The organism is Pseudomonas deceptionensis, from assembly GCF_900106095.1.
GTDB classification, from domain to species: Bacteria; Pseudomonadota; Gammaproteobacteria; order Pseudomonadales; family Pseudomonadaceae; genus Aquipseudomonas; species Aquipseudomonas deceptionensis.
This window is the reverse complement of record NZ_FNUD01000002.1, coordinates 4,733,410-4,748,949: the sequence shown is the minus strand read 5'-3', so window position 1 is coordinate 4,748,949 and position 15,540 is coordinate 4,733,410. Positions and strand designations below refer to the sequence as shown.

The 15,540-nt window shown below is 57.3% G+C and carries 11 protein-coding genes; 8 read left to right on the top strand and 3 right to left on the bottom strand.

The genetic code is table 11. The features are described 5' to 3' along the window. The first annotated feature begins 19 nt into the window (after positions 1 to 19). A complete protein-coding gene (locus tag BLW11_RS21920) occupies positions 20 to 751 on the top strand; it encodes a response regulator (protein ID WP_048359827.1) in 732 nt (243 codons plus the stop codon). Further along, positions 741 to 2,201 (top strand): ATP-binding protein, encoded by a 1,461-nt coding sequence (locus BLW11_RS21915; protein WP_048359826.1) that lies wholly within the window; start codon positions 741 to 743, stop codon positions 2,199 to 2,201. The genes BLW11_RS21920 and BLW11_RS21915 overlap by 11 nt, the downstream gene beginning before the upstream one ends. Here the strand turns inward: BLW11_RS21915 and BLW11_RS21910 are convergent. After that, on the bottom strand, positions 2,170 to 2,817 hold the full coding sequence (locus tag BLW11_RS21910; protein ID WP_048359825.1) for an AP2 domain-containing protein: 648 nt from the start codon (positions 2,815 to 2,817) through the stop codon (positions 2,170 to 2,172). The genes BLW11_RS21915 and BLW11_RS21910 overlap by 32 nt on opposite strands. 353 nt (positions 2,818 to 3,170) lie before the next feature. Here BLW11_RS21910 and BLW11_RS21905 point away from each other — a divergent pair, with 353 nt between their 5' ends. The 6 genes from BLW11_RS21905 (at position 3,171) to BLW11_RS21880 (ending at position 9,865) form a co-directional block, all read left to right on the top strand. Continuing rightward, entirely contained in the window at positions 3,171 to 4,460 is a 1,290-nt protein-coding gene (locus BLW11_RS21905) for an ABC transporter substrate-binding protein (RefSeq protein WP_048359824.1), read from the top strand. 99 nt (positions 4,461 to 4,559) lie between these two features. After that, positions 4,560 to 5,468: a carbohydrate ABC transporter permease gene (locus BLW11_RS21900; protein WP_048359823.1), complete on the top strand. Its 909-nt coding sequence runs from the start codon at positions 4,560 to 4,562 to the stop codon at positions 5,466 to 5,468. Beyond that, positions 5,461 to 6,297, top strand: a complete 837-nt coding sequence (locus BLW11_RS21895) for a carbohydrate ABC transporter permease (RefSeq protein ID WP_048359822.1) — start codon at positions 5,461 to 5,463, stop codon at positions 6,295 to 6,297. The genes BLW11_RS21900 and BLW11_RS21895 overlap by 8 nt, the downstream gene beginning before the upstream one ends. Positions 6,298 to 6,300: 3 nt before the next feature. Next, positions 6,301 to 7,461, top strand: coding sequence for an ABC transporter ATP-binding protein (locus BLW11_RS21890; protein WP_048359821.1), 1,161 nt, complete (start codon positions 6,301 to 6,303; stop codon positions 7,459 to 7,461). An 85-nt stretch (positions 7,462 to 7,546) separates the two neighbouring features. After that, positions 7,547 to 8,899 (top strand): carbohydrate porin, encoded by a 1,353-nt coding sequence (locus BLW11_RS21885; protein WP_048359820.1) that lies wholly within the window; start codon positions 7,547 to 7,549, stop codon positions 8,897 to 8,899. A 102-nt stretch (positions 8,900 to 9,001) separates the two neighbouring features. Continuing rightward, positions 9,002 to 9,865, top strand: coding sequence for a D-hexose-6-phosphate mutarotase (locus tag BLW11_RS21880; RefSeq protein ID WP_048359819.1), 864 nt, complete (start codon positions 9,002 to 9,004; stop codon positions 9,863 to 9,865). A gap of 220 nt (positions 9,866 to 10,085) precedes the next feature. Here BLW11_RS21880 and BLW11_RS21875 read toward each other — a convergent pair whose 3' ends face one another. Both BLW11_RS21875 and BLW11_RS21870 read right to left on the bottom strand, forming a co-directional pair. After that, on the bottom strand, positions 10,086 to 12,800 hold the full coding sequence (locus BLW11_RS21875; protein ID WP_053069542.1) for an RHS repeat-associated core domain-containing protein: 2,715 nt from the start codon (positions 12,798 to 12,800) through the stop codon (positions 10,086 to 10,088). A 61-nt stretch (positions 12,801 to 12,861) separates the two neighbouring features. Then, positions 12,862 to 15,516: an RHS repeat-associated core domain-containing protein gene (locus BLW11_RS21870; protein WP_157395870.1), complete on the bottom strand. Its 2,655-nt coding sequence runs from the start codon at positions 15,514 to 15,516 to the stop codon at positions 12,862 to 12,864. Between the last annotated feature and the right edge of the window lie 24 nt (positions 15,517 to 15,540).

The following is a 15,540-nucleotide window of genomic DNA, read 5'->3' as shown; positions in this document are numbered from 1 at the left end:
AATAATAAGGAACACCACTGTGAGCACACCCGGCAAATCCATTTTGCTGGTCGATGATGACCAGGAAATTCGAGAGCTCCTTGATCTCTACCTCACTCGCGCCGGTTTTCAGGTGCGCACCGTGGGGGATGGCGCGGGTTTTCGACAGGCGTTGAGTGAGGTCGCGAGCGATCTGTTGATCCTTGATGTCATGTTGCCCGACGAGGACGGCTTCAGCCTGTGCCGTTGGGTGCGGCAACATCCGCGTTTTGCCCAGATCCCGATCATTATGCTGACCGCCAGTTCTGACGAGGCGGACCGGATCATTGGCCTTGAGCTGGGTGCCGACGACTATCTGGGTAAACCTTTCAGCCCCCGTGAGCTGCTGGCGCGCATCAAGGCGTTGTTGCGCAGGGCGCAATTTGCCAATGGGGGTTCAGGCAGCGAAGTCCTTGCGTTTGAAGAGTGGCGCTTGAACACCGTGACCCATCGACTGTTTCATACCGATGGTGAGGAGGTGATTCTGTCGGGGGCCGATTTCGCGTTGCTCAAGCTGTTTCTGGATAACCCGCAACAGATCCTCGACCGCGACACCATTGGCAATGCCACCCGAGGCCGGGACCTGATGCCGCTGGACCGCATCGTCGACATGGCTGTCAGCCGCCTGCGCCAGCGGCTGCGTGACACTGAAAAACCGCCCCGATTGATCCGCACCATACGCGGCAGCGGCTATCAGCTCGCGGCCCAGGTTGCGGTGAGCAATGACCTTTAAGTTCTGGCGCAAATGGCATATGCCCCGTTCCTTGCTCGGGCGCATGTTGCTCCTGACCTTGCTGGCAATCCTGCTGGCACAAACCCTGTCGAGTGCAATCTGGCTGTCCCAGTTGCGTACCACGCAACTTGAGGGGCTGGTGAACAGTGCGCGCAGCCTGGCGCACTCGATGAACGCCACAGTGACCTACTTGCGCTCCCTTCCGTTGGCCTATCGCCCGCTGGTACTGGATCAGATGCGCAGTATGGGCGGCACACGCTTTGTGGTGAGCCTCAATGACAAGCCGCTTGAAATGCAGGTATTGCCACTGACCCAGCGCAAGCAGGCGGTGCTGGACGCCGTGGATCAAGTGTTACGCCAGTCTGTGGGGCCGGATGTCGACATGTCGGTGAAATTTGTCAGCCCCCAGGATCTGCGTATTTTCAATGCGGGCCTGAAACTCGATGAACTGCCGCGTTCCTGGGCGCATTTTGCGTTGACCCTGGAGCCGGTCAACCCGCCGGTGCTGGTGACGCAAATCCAGATGGTGCCTGGAGAGTGGCTGTACATCGCTTCCTTGTTGCCCCAGCCCTATACCAGCCTGGAAGAAGAAGGGCTGCCGGCGTTGCAGGTATGGTTCATCGTGCTCAGCAGCATTTTTTTACTGTTGTTTATCGGCTTGCTGGTGCACTGGCAAAGTCGCCCGCTCAAGCGCTTGGCCCGCGCGGCCCGCGACATGTCGCTGGGTGAGGAAGAGGTCAAACCGGTCGAAATCGGTGGTGTCAGCGAAGTGGTCGAAGTAGGGCGTGCATTCAACGCCATGCGCGCCCGTATCAGCCGCTACCTGACGGAACGCGGCCAATTGTTCAGTGCGATTTCCCACGATTTGCGCACGCCCATCACCCGCTTGCGGCTGCGGGTTGAGCTGCTTGAAGACGAGCAACTGCAACATAAATTCGGCCGCGATCTGGATGAGCTGGAGATGCTGGTCAAAGGCGCGTTGCAATGCGTGAAAGACACCGACATCCATGAAAATATCGAAGCGGTGGATTTGAATCAGGTGCTCGACTGCCTGATTGAACCGTACTTGCTGCCACAGGGTAATGGCCGCGTGACGCTACAGGGACGAGCCGTCAGGCCCTATCACGGCAAACCCCTGGCCCTGCGTCGCTGCATGGGCAACCTGATTGATAACGCGCTCAAATACGGCAAGAACGCCCACTTGCACATTGATGACAATGAACAGGCCTTTGTACTGACCGTTGATGATGAGGGGCCGGGGGTACCTGAACAGCGGCTCGAACAGGTCTTTGAACCGCACTTCCGCCTGGCCGGGCAGCAGCAGGGCTACGGGCTGGGGCTGGGGATCGCGCGCAGCATCGCCCACAGCCATGGCGGGGAAGTCAGCTTGCAAAACCTGCGTGTCGGCGGTCTGCGAGTTACTTTGCACTTGCCGCGAAATGCCGACTGATCGACAGGCTCGCCTGCTCGGCGCTGATGGGCAGCAACGGCTCTGAATGAGGGGATGCAGGTTCCTTGATCGCGATTATTGGCTGGCGAGGGGAGCTCATCGCGGCGCTGATACGGTTTTCACGCACGCGTCTGCTTGTCAGGCTGAAATGCTGCTGCAATTTTTCCATGGCCACGTCATAGGGCTCGTTGCACAGGGTTAACTGCTGTTCGCGCTCTTGCAACGCCAGCCGTTTGGCTTCGTCATTGCCATAAAGATCAATGCGAAAACTCTTGCTCAGGTTGTAACCGTGAATACGGGTAGTCGCCCGCCAGTAACAGATCTTGTGGGACTGCACCCGGTACACCCCCGGGTGCCCGCTGGTGTTGTGGGGCATCAGCCGCTGGCGGCTTTCATGGGCGAAGGACTGGGGCATATCCATTACCAGTTGTTGACGCATGTTCTTGGCTGCCTCCAACGCCGGGTTTTCACCTCCGTACTCGGCGAAACCGAAGAAGTGGATATGGCTTTTGCCCGAGCGCTGAATGTCCAGCTTCCAGGCATAGGGGTGACCCTCCTCATGTTTGAGCGGGTAAATAAAGCAGTGGTTATGGTTGGTTGCACGAGGCTTTGGCATCGGTCGTATCTCCTGAAAGAGGGGCGGCATCCATTCTTTAATCGTGACGATGTGGAGCAGACTCGCTGATGTTTTTTGCGCGTACAACGTGGGAAAACGACTTAGGGATACGTCCTACAAAGAATTAGGAAAGTGCTTTGTGCGCCTATGGGCGCAGCTTTATGACCAATACGAAGCCAGTGTCATGTGCTGCCGAAATGTCCTCGGAACCGAGGCGCGCAGCTTTTTTCAATGTCACAGGGTTGTGACATTTGAGCGTCTCTTCGTTACGCGGTGGCAGGCGGTGATGGATACACTCTTCAGCAGCGCAAGCAGAAGACTTGCACAGCAATAACAACAAGAAAGGTCACGCTATGAATTCATTCAATCGCCTCGCCGTTGTCATTTCTCTCGCCACGCTGTTTCCCCTGAGCGCTTATGCCGCCGCCCCTGCCGATTCCAAAGGCACGGTTGAAGTGGTGCATTGGTGGACCTCCGGTGGTGAGGCCAAAGCGGTTGAGGTGCTTAAAAAGCTGATCGAAAAAGACGGTTATACCTGGCAGGACAGCGCTGTTGCAGGCGGTGGCGGTGCCGCCGCCATGACCGTGCTCAAGACCCGCGCCGTGTCCGGTAACCCGCCGTCAGCCGCACAAATCAAGGGCCCGGACATTCAGGACTGGGCTGCACTCGGCTTGCTGACCAATGTCGATGAAGTCGCCAAGGCCAACAAGTGGGACACGCTGCTGTCCAAAACAGTCTCCGATACCATGAAGTACGACGGCCATTACGTGGCGGTGCCGGTGAATATTCACCGCGTGAACTGGCTGTGGACCAACCCTGAAGTGTTCAAGAAGGCCGGCATCGACAAGCCGCCAACCACACTTGAAGAACTCTATGCCGCGGGCGACAAGCTCAAGGCCGCCGGTTTCATTCCTTTGGCCCATGGTGGTCAGCCTTGGCAGGACAGCACGGTTTTTGAAGACATGGTGCTGAGCATCATGGGCCCCGAGGGCTATAAAAAAGCCTTTATCGAGCACGATGAGAAAACCCTGACCGGCCCGCAAATGACTGAAGTGTTCACCAACCTGAAAAAACTTCAGAGCTACATGGACCCCGATGGCACTGGCCAGGACTGGAACCTGGAAGCCGCCAAAGTGATCAACGGCAAAGCCGGCATGCAGATCATGGGCGACTGGGCGAAAAGTGAATGGGCTGCGGCGGGCAAGAAAGCGGGTACTGATTTTGAGTGCGTGCCATTCCCGGGCACCCAGGGCAGCTTCACCTACAACATCGACTCTCTGGCGATGTTCAAACTGGCCAAGGCCAAAGACACCGCCGGCAACCGGGCCGCTCAAAACGACGTAGCCAAAGTTGCGCTTGAGCCCGAGTTCCAATACGTGTTCAACCAGAACAAGGGCTCGATCCCGGTGCGCGGTGATCTGGACATGAGCAAGTTCGACAGCTGCGGCCAGGCTTCAGCCAAGGACTTCGCTGCGGCTGGCAAGTCCGGCAGCCAATTGCCGAGCATGGCGCACAACATGGCGACCTCGCTGGCAGTTCAAGGCGCGATCTTCGACGTTGTGACCAACTTCATGAGCGACAAAAATGCCGATCCGGCCAAGGCTGGCAAGCAACTGGCGTCAGCGATCAAAGCGGCCCAGTAACGTTCTGATTTGACCCGCCGCGATCAAAGCGGCCCCCCACTTTAAGTTGCACGGCATTGGCGCCCGCCAATGCCGGCATCCCCGCACGGGAATATTTCGATGAGTTCTGTGGCTGTGTTCAGCAAGGCCTCGCCGTTTGATGCGTTGCAACGCTGGTTGCCCAAGCTGGTCTTGGCACCCAGCATGGTGATCGTGTTGGTTGGCTTTTATGGCTATATTTTCTGGACCTTTATCCTTTCGATCACCAACTCCAGCTTTATGCCCAGCTACAAATGGGTTGGCCTGCAACAATATTCGCGCCTGATGGAGAACGACCGTTGGTGGGTCGCCAGCAAAAACCTGGCGGTGTTTGGCGGGATGTTTATCGCCATCAGCCTGGTGATCGGCGTGTTCCTGGCCATCCTGCTCGACCAGCGCATCCGCAAAGAAGGTTTTATCCGCACCATTTACCTGTACCCGATGGCGTTGTCGATGATCGTCACCGGTACGGCCTGGAAGTGGCTGCTCAACCCGGGTCTTGGCCTGGACAAGATGCTGCGCGACTGGGGCTGGGAAGGCTTTCGTTTTGACTGGCTGCTGGATCAGGATCGGGTGGTGTACTGCCTGGTGATCGCGGCGGTATGGCAGGCTTCCGGCTTTGTGATGGCGATGTTTCTGGCCGGGTTGCGCGGGGTCGATCAGTCGATCATTCGCGCCGCCCAGGTCGACGGCGCGAGCTTGCCGACCATCTACCTGCGCATTGTGTTGCCGAGCCTGCGCCCGGTGTTTTTCAGCGCCTTCATGATCCTGGCGCACATTGCGATCAAGAGTTTTGACCTGGTGTCGGCCATGACCGCCGGCGGCCCTGGCTACTCCTCGGACTTGCCTGCCATGTTCATGTATTCCTTCACCTTCAGCCGTGGGCAAATGGGTATTGGTTCTGCCAGCGCAATCATGATGTTGGGGGCGATTCTGGCCATCCTCGTGCCGTATCTGTATTCCGAGTTGAGGAACAAACGCCATGATTAATACCCGGCGATTTACCTTCAGCCGCCTGGCGATTTACACCACCTTGATCCTTGCAGCGGCGGTCTATTTGATCCCGCTGGTGGTGATGCTGCTGACCAGCTTCAAAAGCCCGGAAGACATTCGCACCGGCAACCTGCTGAGCTGGCCGCAAGTGATCGACGGCATTGGCTGGATCAAGGCCTGGGACACGGTCGGCGGTTACTTCTGGAACTCGGTGAAAATCACCGTGCCTGCGGTGCTGATCTCGACCTTTATCGGCGCAATGAACGGTTACGTCCTGTCGATGTGGCGCTTCCGGGGCTCGCAGCTGTTTTTCGGCCTGCTGCTGTTTGGCTGCTTCCTGCCGTTTCAGACTGTGTTGCTGCCGGCCTCGTTCACCATCGGCAAGCTGGGGCTGGCCAACACCACCACCGGCCTGGTGCTGGTGCATGTGGTCTATGGCCTGGCCTTCACCACGCTGTTCTTTCGCAACTACTACGTGAGCATCCCGGATGCGCTGGTGAAGGCTGCGCGGCTGGATGGCGCGGGCTTCTTCACTATTTTCGGACGGATTTTGCTGCCGATGTCGGTGCCGATCGTGATGGTCTGCCTGATCTGGCAATTCACTCAAATCTGGAATGACTTTCTGTTTGGTGTGGTGTTCGCCAGCGGTGATGCGCAACCGATCACGGTGGCGCTGAACAACCTGGTCAATACCAGCACCGGCGCCAAGGAATACAACGTCGATATGGCTGCGGCCATGATCGCGGGGCTGCCGACGCTGCTGGTCTACATCTTTGCGGGCAAGTATTTTCTGCGCGGGCTCACGTCCGGCGCGGTCAAGGGGTAAGGCATGGCAACTCTCGAACTACGCAACGTTAATAAATCTTACGGCAAGGGTTTGCCCGACACGCTGAAAAACATCGAACTGAAAATCGACGATGGCGAGTTTCTGATTCTGGTGGGGCCTTCGGGTTGCGGCAAATCAACCTTGATGAACTGCATCGCCGGTCTTGAGACCATCAGTGGCGGGGCGATCCTGGTAGATGATGCCGACATCAGCGGCATGAGCCCCAAGGACCGCGACATCGCCATGGTGTTTCAGTCCTACGCGCTGTACCCGACCATGAACGTGCGGGACAACATCGCCTTCGGCCTGAAGATTCGCAAAATGAGCGCGGCGGCGATTGAAGAAGAAGTCGCACGGGTCGCCAAGCTGCTGCAAATCGAGCACCTGCTGAGCCGTAAACCCGGCCAGCTATCGGGTGGTCAGCAGCAGCGCGTGGCCATGGGCCGGGCGCTGGCGCGGCGGCCGAAGATTTATCTGTTTGACGAGCCGCTGTCCAACCTTGACGCCAAGCTGCGGGTCGAGATGCGCACCGAAATGAAGTTGATGCACCAGCGCCTGAAAACCACCACGGTCTACGTCACCCACGACCAGATTGAAGCGATGACCCTGGGCGACAAAGTGGCGGTGATGAAGGACGGGATCATCCAGCAGTTCGGTACGCCCCGGCAGATCTACAACGATCCGGCCAACCTGTTTGTGGCCAGCTTTATCGGTTCGCCGCCGATGAACTTCATTCCTCTGCGTTTGCAGCGCCGGGAAGGCCGCCTGCTGGCGTTGCTCGACAGTGGCCAGGCCCGTTGCGAGTTGCCGCTGGGCATGCAGGACGCAGGGCTGGAGGACCGCGATGTGATTGTGGGCATCCGCGCCGAGCAGATCGTGCTGGCGCCGCAAGAGCCCAATGGCCTGCCGACGATTCGCGCTGAAGTACAAGTCATCGAGCCCACCGGCCCGGATACCCTGGTGTTTGTGAACCTCAACGACAGTAAGGTCTGCTGTCGCATGGCTCCTGATGATGCGCCTCAGGTGGGTCAAAGCCTCAACTTACAGTTCGATCCGTCTAAAGTGCTACTGTTTGATGCCAATACGGGCGAGCGTCTGGGAGCGATGAGTTCGCCTCAGGCCCACGGCCGGGCTGATAACGTGGCGCAATTCAAGGGTCGTTAAGTCGGAACAGGGAGCCTGTTGTCGGGCCTCCTTGAGCTGTGCCGCGTTAAACAAAGCCAATAAGAAAACAACGAGGATTTAAGGGATGACTAACAGAATGACCCGCACCCGTCTGGCCTGCCAGCTGTCGGCTATCATCGCGCTAAGCCTGGGGGCAGGCAGTGTCTATGCTGACGAAGCCTTCAGCGCCGATTCGAAATGGATGACCGGCGACTGGGGTGGCGAGCGGACCAAGCTGATCGAGCAGGGCATCGACATCAAGATGGATTATGTCGGTGAAGTGGGCGCCAACCTGCACGGTGGCTACAACGACAGCAAGACCGCGCGCTACAGTGACCAGTTTGGTCTGGGCGTAGCGCTGGATCTGCAAAAGCTGTGGGGCTGGGACAACACCCAGGCCAAGATCCAGCTCACCAACCGTAACGGTCAGAACATCTCCAATGACCGTATCGGCGACCCGCGTGCCGGCACCTTGAGTTCCTCCCAGGAAGTCTATGGCCGTGGCCATATGGTGCGTCTGACCCAGCTGTATATCCAGCACCAGTTCCTCGACGGCAAACTGGACGTCAAGGCTGGTTATTTCGGCGAAGGCGAAGACTTCAACACCTTCCCGTGCGAGTTCCAGAACCTGGCGTTCTGCGGCTCCCAGGTGGGTAACTGGGCCACCAACATCTGGTACAACTGGCCGGTCAGCCAGGCGGCACTGCGTGTGAAATACAACATCACCCCTGAGCTCTACGCACAGATCGGTGCTTACAACCAAAACCCGTCGCAGCTGGAGCACGGCAACGGCTTCAAGCTCAGCGGCAGCGGCACCAAGGGCACCGTCTTGCCGGTCGAGCTGGTCTGGTCGCCGAAGGTCAACGCTCTGCCGGGTGAATACCGTGTGGGTTACTACAAGAGCACCGCTCCGGCTGATGACCTGCGCGAAGACATCAACGGCGCTGATGCTGCAACCACCGGTCAAAGCTATCGGGTTCGTGACAGCAAGCACGGTTACTGGTTCGTTGCGCAACAGCAACTCACCAGCCACAACGGTGATGCTTCCCGTGGCCTGAATGTGGCGGCCAACGCGACCTTCCACGACAAGGAAACCAACATCGTCGACAACTACCAGTCACTGATGTTTGTGTACAAAGGGCCGTTCGATGCGCGTCCTAAAGATGACGTCGGCATCGGTTTTGCCCGTATCCACGTCAACGATGAAGTGAAGAAAAACGCCGAACTGGCCAACGCGGCCATTGGTGTCAGCGACTACGACAATCCGTTGTACGCGCCGCTGCGTTCGACTGAGTACAACTACGAAATCAACTATGGTTTCCACGTGACCAACTGGCTGACCGTGCGTCCTAACCTGCAATACGTTACCCATCCGGGTGGCGTGGATCAGGTGGACAACGCATTGGTGGCCGGCTTGAAAATTCAGTCGGTGTTCTAAGCTCCTTGCGCTAAGCTCCTTGCCTTTCTAGCGGATAGCCTTGGCTATCCGCTTTTTTTCGGGTCGGCACAACCCGGCGCATGATTTTCAGGACTGCGGCACATGCATGAGCATCCGCTTCACCGTTTTTTCAAATCCAGACGCGAGCAACCGGTCTTTCAGTGGGAGCGCTTTCAGTTGCGTGACGTACTGGTGATCGATCATCCGCACTGCCAGGCCGTGTTCAGCCGTCAGGGCGCGCAGTTGCTGCACTTTCAACCCACCGGGCAAAAGCCCTGGTTGTGGTGTGCTGCCAAATGGCCGCAGGTGGGGGCGATACGCGGTGGTGTACCGATTTTCTGGCCGTGGTATGGCCGCCATCCCAGCGAAAACGCGTGGCCATCCCATGGTTGGGCGCGGCTGATCGACTGGAAGCTGATTGACAGCAGCACCGACGAAGAAGGCGTAAGCCTGCACTGGCGGTTGCAACTGTGCGATTGGCAAGTCGACCTGCACGCACGACTGGGCGAGCAAATGGAGCTGCGCCTGAGTACCGAGCATCAAGACGACGAGCCCTGCCAGGTGAGCCAGGCATTGCGCGCTTACTGGCGTATTGGTGATGTGGCAGAGGTAGCGCTGTCCGGCCTGGATGGTGTTCATGGCTACGATCAGTTGAACCGTGAGGTTTGCCAGCAGAAAGGCGAGTTGCGGGTGGAGGGCGGTTGTCAGCGGGTGTTCCAGCATGATGGTGAAATGCAGCTCAATGACCACGCCTGGCAAAGGGCGTTAAGCATTGATACGGGTGATCAGGCCAATACAGTGGTCTGGCATCCGGGCAAGCGGCCATTGCTGGGTGTGAGCTGGAGTGAGGTCATGGGCTTTGTGTGTGTGGAGTCCACCAGCGGTGGTACGCATAACCAGACTCTGGCCCCCGGCGAGCAGGCTTATTTGAGCTTGCAGGCGCGAGCGGGACTGGTGGGGGCATGAGGCTGCACGTGTTCAGGTTGCCGGGTTGACGATCCGCAACGGCCAAGACTGTAAGACGCGCTTGTGCAGAGGTGGATCTTCAGTATCGGCAGGGTCGAGATCAGGTTAAAACGCCGGTTGAGTGTCGCAAGTACTTGGGCTTGCAGAGTCGGTGATAAGGGCGGCGTCCCTCAGTAGTTCGGTACGCCGCCCCCGGTCCTCAGGGGTGAAATGTTTACCCTTAGATATAAACGCGACCATTCGTGCCGACTACAGAGGCTGCAGGTCGGGTATACCCAGGCCACCGGTAGACGAAGTTCGTTTTAAAATCCTCCATCTCTTCCTGCAGTACCTGTTGGTCTGTCTCTACTTTTGAGGTGCCAAAATCAATCATGCTAAATTCACCACTTTCTTTGTCGTAAAGTATGTTTCCGTAGTGAAGATCTCCATGATAAATATTTTTACTGTGCAGCAACTTAAGGCTGTCGATCAATGCATTGCCTTCGCGCTCGCGGAATGAACCAACTCCAATATCCGAGATGGCGACTCCTTTTATTTTTTTCATTTTAATCATGGTGTTGGATAGAATACTTGCTGCACCAGCACCGTAGACGTGATTAAACATATCCACCTCTCGTTTCTGCTGAGCAAGATCAATGATGGGTTTATGGAACTCCTTGATGATGTATCCATTCTCTTGATCATAGGTGACTGCATCACCTCCCCGACCCAGCTCTAAGGTTCGGTTGACTGAAATTGAGGCTTTTTCACTGAGCGTCACTGGCGGGGTATTGTTCTTGGCTTCATTGACTACTAATGGCCAGAGCTGATCGAATCTTTTGACTTTTATGGATGCGTGTTCACGTTCCATAAACCCACGGATAGTATCCTTGTGTTTATTTGCTTCTTCTCCTGATTCAGATAATAAATGAGCAAGCTTGACCCCGGCGCTGCCAACAAACTGTTGTTTTTTATCTGAAAGCTTTTTAGGGGCCAAGCCTTCGAGATCACTCAAACTTGTCGGATTATTCCGTACCATCCGGTACAGGTTAAGCCCATCAATGTTGCCCGCCGGATCGGGATTGATCCATCGGCTGAGCCATGGTGCGTAGTAGCGCAAACCGTAATAGTACAAGCCCGTAGCATCGCGCTCTTTGCCTGAATAACGCACGGTCTTGTACCTGGCCTGTACCGCATTACGTGCAGCCCACCAGGAGGTGCCGCCATACGGGTAGTAACTTTCCTGGCTGATCAATTCGCCTGTTTGATCCAGCTCCAGGGTGCTGCTGCCCAGATGATCCGCCAGGCTGTAGCGCCACTGATCCTGATCGATTTCGTCGGGTCGCCCGGCCTCCCAATGCAGCACCTTTACGTTGTTGCGACCCGCCTGGGTTGTCATGACATGCAGTCGCTCACCCGTGGTGGATTCACGAACTTCGAGCCCCGGCAAATACAGGGTCTGAACGATCTGCTCCCCACCCCCTGTCTTGGCCCGCCGCACCTTGCGTACGCGCTGACCTTCGCCATCGTAGAGATAGGTTTCAAGATCGTTGTCCTGGCCGTCAGGTTGCGCGCGCATCACCTGCGTCACCTGATGCAGTTGATTGCGGGCATTCCACTGCATGATCTGGCCCGGTGCCAATGCCAGGTGATTGCCGTTGGCATCGAAACGGGTCGTGAAGTCTGCGGAGTTCTCTTCCTTGAGCAGGCTGCGGTTACTGTGTTCGTCCACCACCATCTGGCGCACATAGGTGTGGCCGGCACCCGCGTCATGCTTGAGCAGGGTCAGGTTGGCGCCACTGTCATAGGTGTAGGTCTGGGTGTAGTTGCGCCAGTGGCTGTCGTCCCTGGCGCCGAAAATCTCCAGCCCCGGCAGTTCAGGCCCTATACGTTGGCTGGCGTTTTCCCGGCCCGTGGCTTCGATCAGTTGGTACAGGGTGTCGTAACGGTATGTGCTGACTGCCTCAATCTGTTGTTGGGCAAACCATTGCACGGGTTGGGCCAGGTCCTCGATGCGCTCGATATTGCCCACCGGGTCGTACTGGTAGTGCAGGTCTTGCAGCAGATGACCGGCCAGAGTGTTGGCCTTGAGGCGCAGCAACAGGCCGTTTGCCGGCGAATAGCTGGCGATGGTCAGCACATCGTTGCCTGCCTGTTCGGCTTGCACCTGATTGAAGGCGTTGTACTCACAGCTTTTGAGCAGGGCGACTCCGTCCAGTTGCGAAGCGCAGGGGCGCCCGGCGGGGTCGACGGCAAACGTACGGACGTGGCCCGCGGCATCCGTGTGTGCCATCACCGCACCCAATGCATCGTACCGCCAGCGCGTGAAGTAACTCCGGGTATCGAGCGGGGTGTTCGGCCAGTCGGGAGTTGTCAGTGATAGGCAAAAGCGCCGGGTTTCAATCGCAGGCTGACCCGTCACGGCAAAGGCTTCATGCCATACGCTGCCTGCCGGGTCGTCGTGACGCAGTACGCGGCCACAACGATTGCGCTGAGCATCCTCAGTAGTGTTTGCGGCATAGGCAAAGCGTTCGACACACCTCTCAGCAGTATCGCCCGCTGCTGTTTCAAACAGCGCGACAGGGCGTAATTGCTCATCGTAGTCGGAGCGAGTACGTGACCCGCGGCCGTCCCATAGGGTCACGGCCTGTGCGGCCGCATTGAAGAGGCTGACGCGCCAGCCTGCATCCACCGAATCACTGCGCAACGCCTGCCCCGACAGGCTGAAACGGGTTTGCTGATTAGCCATCACACTGGCATTGGTAGCGGCCAGCGCTGACAGTCGTGGGTCCCATTGCTCAACCAGAAACCCCCTCGTATCAAACCGTTGTGAGGTGATTCGGCTTGATGAGGCTTGGTCTTCATCAGTGCGCTGGTAGATCACGGTACGCACTGCAGCATTACGTCCGTCGACTGCCACCAGTACGGGAGTTCTGTGATGCAAAAAAGCATTCATGATTAAGTCGCTCCTTGAACCTTGCAGTGTTGAGCCACTGGATGTTCTATCGGACGTGACGCTATTTAAACAGCCTGCGTATTTTTCCGAGTGTCGTTTTACTGTTCTTGGGTTTGCTTTCGGTTTTTGTCGGCGTGTTAAAGTTCCATACCTGGCTTTGAATAAACGAGCGCGGCTGATTGTGAGTGTAGAGATGCTCTTGTGTACTATTGACCAAGGCCGTGGGGTGCTCAGGGCTAAGAACACCTTGCCATAAATCGACGATCAAACTGCGTTGTGACTGCTCTGTTTTCCAGTTTATTTTATCCCCCGACTTGTAGTTCTGTTTCGAGAACAGTGTCAGGGTATGGTTGGCGTCGGGTTGTTGGAATGTATAAACATTGTGTTCTGTGTTTTGTGCCAGTGTCTTGAGTTTAGTGGCAGAGAGATAGGCCATCTCGGCGCATTGTCCGAACAACTGATGGCGCTCATCACGCTCAGTGCTCACCTTTTCAGCAAGTGACAGTTGAAAGTTTCTGTCGTTCACGGCATCGCTTAATGACATTCCAAGGTCCTTTGCGGTTTGGATTCGGCGAGTGCGCACTCTTGCATGGTTGCTGTCATGTTTGTACTGCACTTGCTGATTGGCATTGACGTAGGGTACGTCGGTAATTGCTATTTCGCTTAGCAAGGGGGTAAGCAGTGTTCTTATGTCGTCGGCTATTGTTGTCTGGTTTGTAGAGGGGCCGGGTGTAGAAGCAGAGGTGGTAGCGCTCTCGCTGTTGGTTGGCATGAGCCCTTGTACATCAACAAGTATCACAGGGCTGTTTCTGACCATTCTGAACAAATTCAATCCATCCAGAGTTCCCGCGGGATCTGGATTGATCCACCGTTGCAACCAAGGTGCGTAATACCGTGCGCCGTAGTAATACAGCCCCGTGGCATCCCGCTCTTTGCCGGAATAACGCGCGGTCTTGTACCTGGCCTGCACGGCGCTGCGTGCGGCCCACCACGATGTACCGCCAAAGGGGTAGTAACACTCCTGACTGATCAGTTCGCCCGCGTGATCCAGTTCCAGGGTGCTGCTGCCCAGATGATCCCCCAGGATGTAGCGCCACAGATCGGGCTCAGCCTGCCAATGCAGCGCCCGGACATGGTTGCGACCGGCCTGGGTCGTCACGACATGTAACTGCTTGCCCACGGTGGGTGTGCGAATTTCCAGACCTGGCAAATACAGCACCTCAAGGACCTGCTCACCACCGCCGGTCTTGGCCCGGCGTACCTTGCGCACGCGCTGGCCCGTGCCGTCATAGATATAGGTCTCGACATCGTCGTCCTGGCCGTCTGGTTCCTCGCGCGCTACTTGCGTGACCTGATGCAGTTGGTTGCGCGTATTCCAGTGCATCAACTGCCCCAGTACCAATGCCTGTTGATTACCGTTTGCATCGAAGCCACTGGCAAAGTCCACGGGTACTTCGCCCTTGAACAGGCTGCGGTTGCTGCGTTCTGCCACCACCATCTGGCGCAAATGGGTGTTACCGGCGCCAGCATCATGTTTGAGCGAAGTCAGGTTGGCGCCACTGTCATAGGTGTAGGTCTGGGTGTAGTTGCGCCAGTGGCTGTCGTCCCTGACGCCGAAAATCTCCAGCCCCGGCAGTTCAGGCCCTATACGTTGGCTGGCGTTTTCCCGGCCCGTGGCTTCGATCAGTTGGTACAGGGTGTCGTAACGGTATGTGCTGACTGCCTTAATCTGTTGTTGGGCAAACCACTGTACGGGCTGGGCCAGGTCCTCGATGCGTTCGACATTGCCCACCGGGTCGTACTGGTAGTGCAGGTCTTGCAGCAGATGACCGGCCAGAGTGTTGGCCTTGAGGCGCTGCAACAGGCCGTTTGCCGGCGAATAGCTGGCGATGGTCAGCACATCGTTGCCTGCCTGCTCGACGTCCACTTGATCGAAGGCGTTGTACTCACAGCGTTTGAGCAAGTCTAAGCCGTCCAGTTGCGAGGCGCGGGGGCGCCCGGCGATGTCGACGGCAAACGTACGCACGTGGCCCGCTGCATCCGTGTGTGCCATCACCGCACCCAATGCGTCGTACCGCCAGCGCGTGGAGTAACTCCGGGTATCGAGCGGGGTGTTCGGCCAGTCGGGAGTTGTCAGAGATAGGCAAAAACGTCGGGTTTCAATCGCAGGCTGACCCGTCACGGTAAAGGCTTCATGCCATACGCTGCCTGCCGGATCGTCGTGACGCAGTACGCGGCCACAACGATTGCGCTGAGCATCTTCAGTAGTGTTTGCGGCATAGGCAAAGCGTTCGACACACCTCTCAGCAGTATCGCCCGCTGCTGTTTCAAACAGCGCGACAGGGCGTAATTGCTCATCGTAGTCGGAGCGAGTAAGTGACCCGCGGCCGTCCCATAGGGTCACGGCCTGTGCGGCCGCATTGAAGAGGCTGACGCGCCAGCCTGCATCCACCGAATCACTGCGCAGCTCTTGCCCCGACAGGCTGAAGCGGGCCTGTTGATTGGCTTTCACACGGGTATCGGTGGCGGCCAGGTCATACAGTCGCGGGTCCCATTGTTCAGTCAGGTGCCCGAGCGCGTCATACCGTTGTCGGGTCACCCGGGTCGAGGGTACCTCGCTTGCATGCGCACGATGGTAAGCCACGGTGCGCAGTAGAGCTGCGCGCCCGTCGAGCGAGGTCAGTACTGGCGTTTTCTGGTGCAATAGACTGTTCATCTTTGCCATGCCTCTTCATAGCGT

Excerpts from the sequence above, each read along its gene's own strand:
- BLW11_RS21885 (WP_048359820.1), top strand. The coding sequence starts at position 7,547 with ATGACTAACAGAATGACCCGCACCCGTCTGGCCTGCCAGCTGTCGGCT.
- BLW11_RS21910 (WP_048359825.1), bottom strand. The coding sequence starts at position 2,817 with ATGCCAAAGCCTCGTGCAACCAACCATAACCACTGCTTTATTTACCCG.
- BLW11_RS21875 (WP_053069542.1), bottom strand. The coding sequence starts at position 12,800 with ATGAATGCTTTTTTGCATCACAGAACTCCCGTACTGGTGGCAGTCGAC.
- BLW11_RS21905 (WP_048359824.1), top strand. The coding sequence starts at position 3,171 with ATGAATTCATTCAATCGCCTCGCCGTTGTCATTTCTCTCGCCACGCTG.
- BLW11_RS21890 (WP_048359821.1), top strand. The coding sequence starts at position 6,301 with ATGGCAACTCTCGAACTACGCAACGTTAATAAATCTTACGGCAAGGGT.
- BLW11_RS21915 (WP_048359826.1), top strand. The coding sequence starts at position 741 with ATGACCTTTAAGTTCTGGCGCAAATGGCATATGCCCCGTTCCTTGCTC.
- BLW11_RS21870 (WP_157395870.1), bottom strand. The coding sequence starts at position 15,516 with ATGAACAGTCTATTGCACCAGAAAACGCCAGTACTGACCTCGCTCGAC.
- BLW11_RS21880 (WP_048359819.1), top strand. The coding sequence starts at position 9,002 with ATGCATGAGCATCCGCTTCACCGTTTTTTCAAATCCAGACGCGAGCAA.
- BLW11_RS21900 (WP_048359823.1), top strand. The coding sequence starts at position 4,560 with ATGAGTTCTGTGGCTGTGTTCAGCAAGGCCTCGCCGTTTGATGCGTTG.
- BLW11_RS21895 (WP_048359822.1), top strand. The coding sequence starts at position 5,461 with ATGATTAATACCCGGCGATTTACCTTCAGCCGCCTGGCGATTTACACC.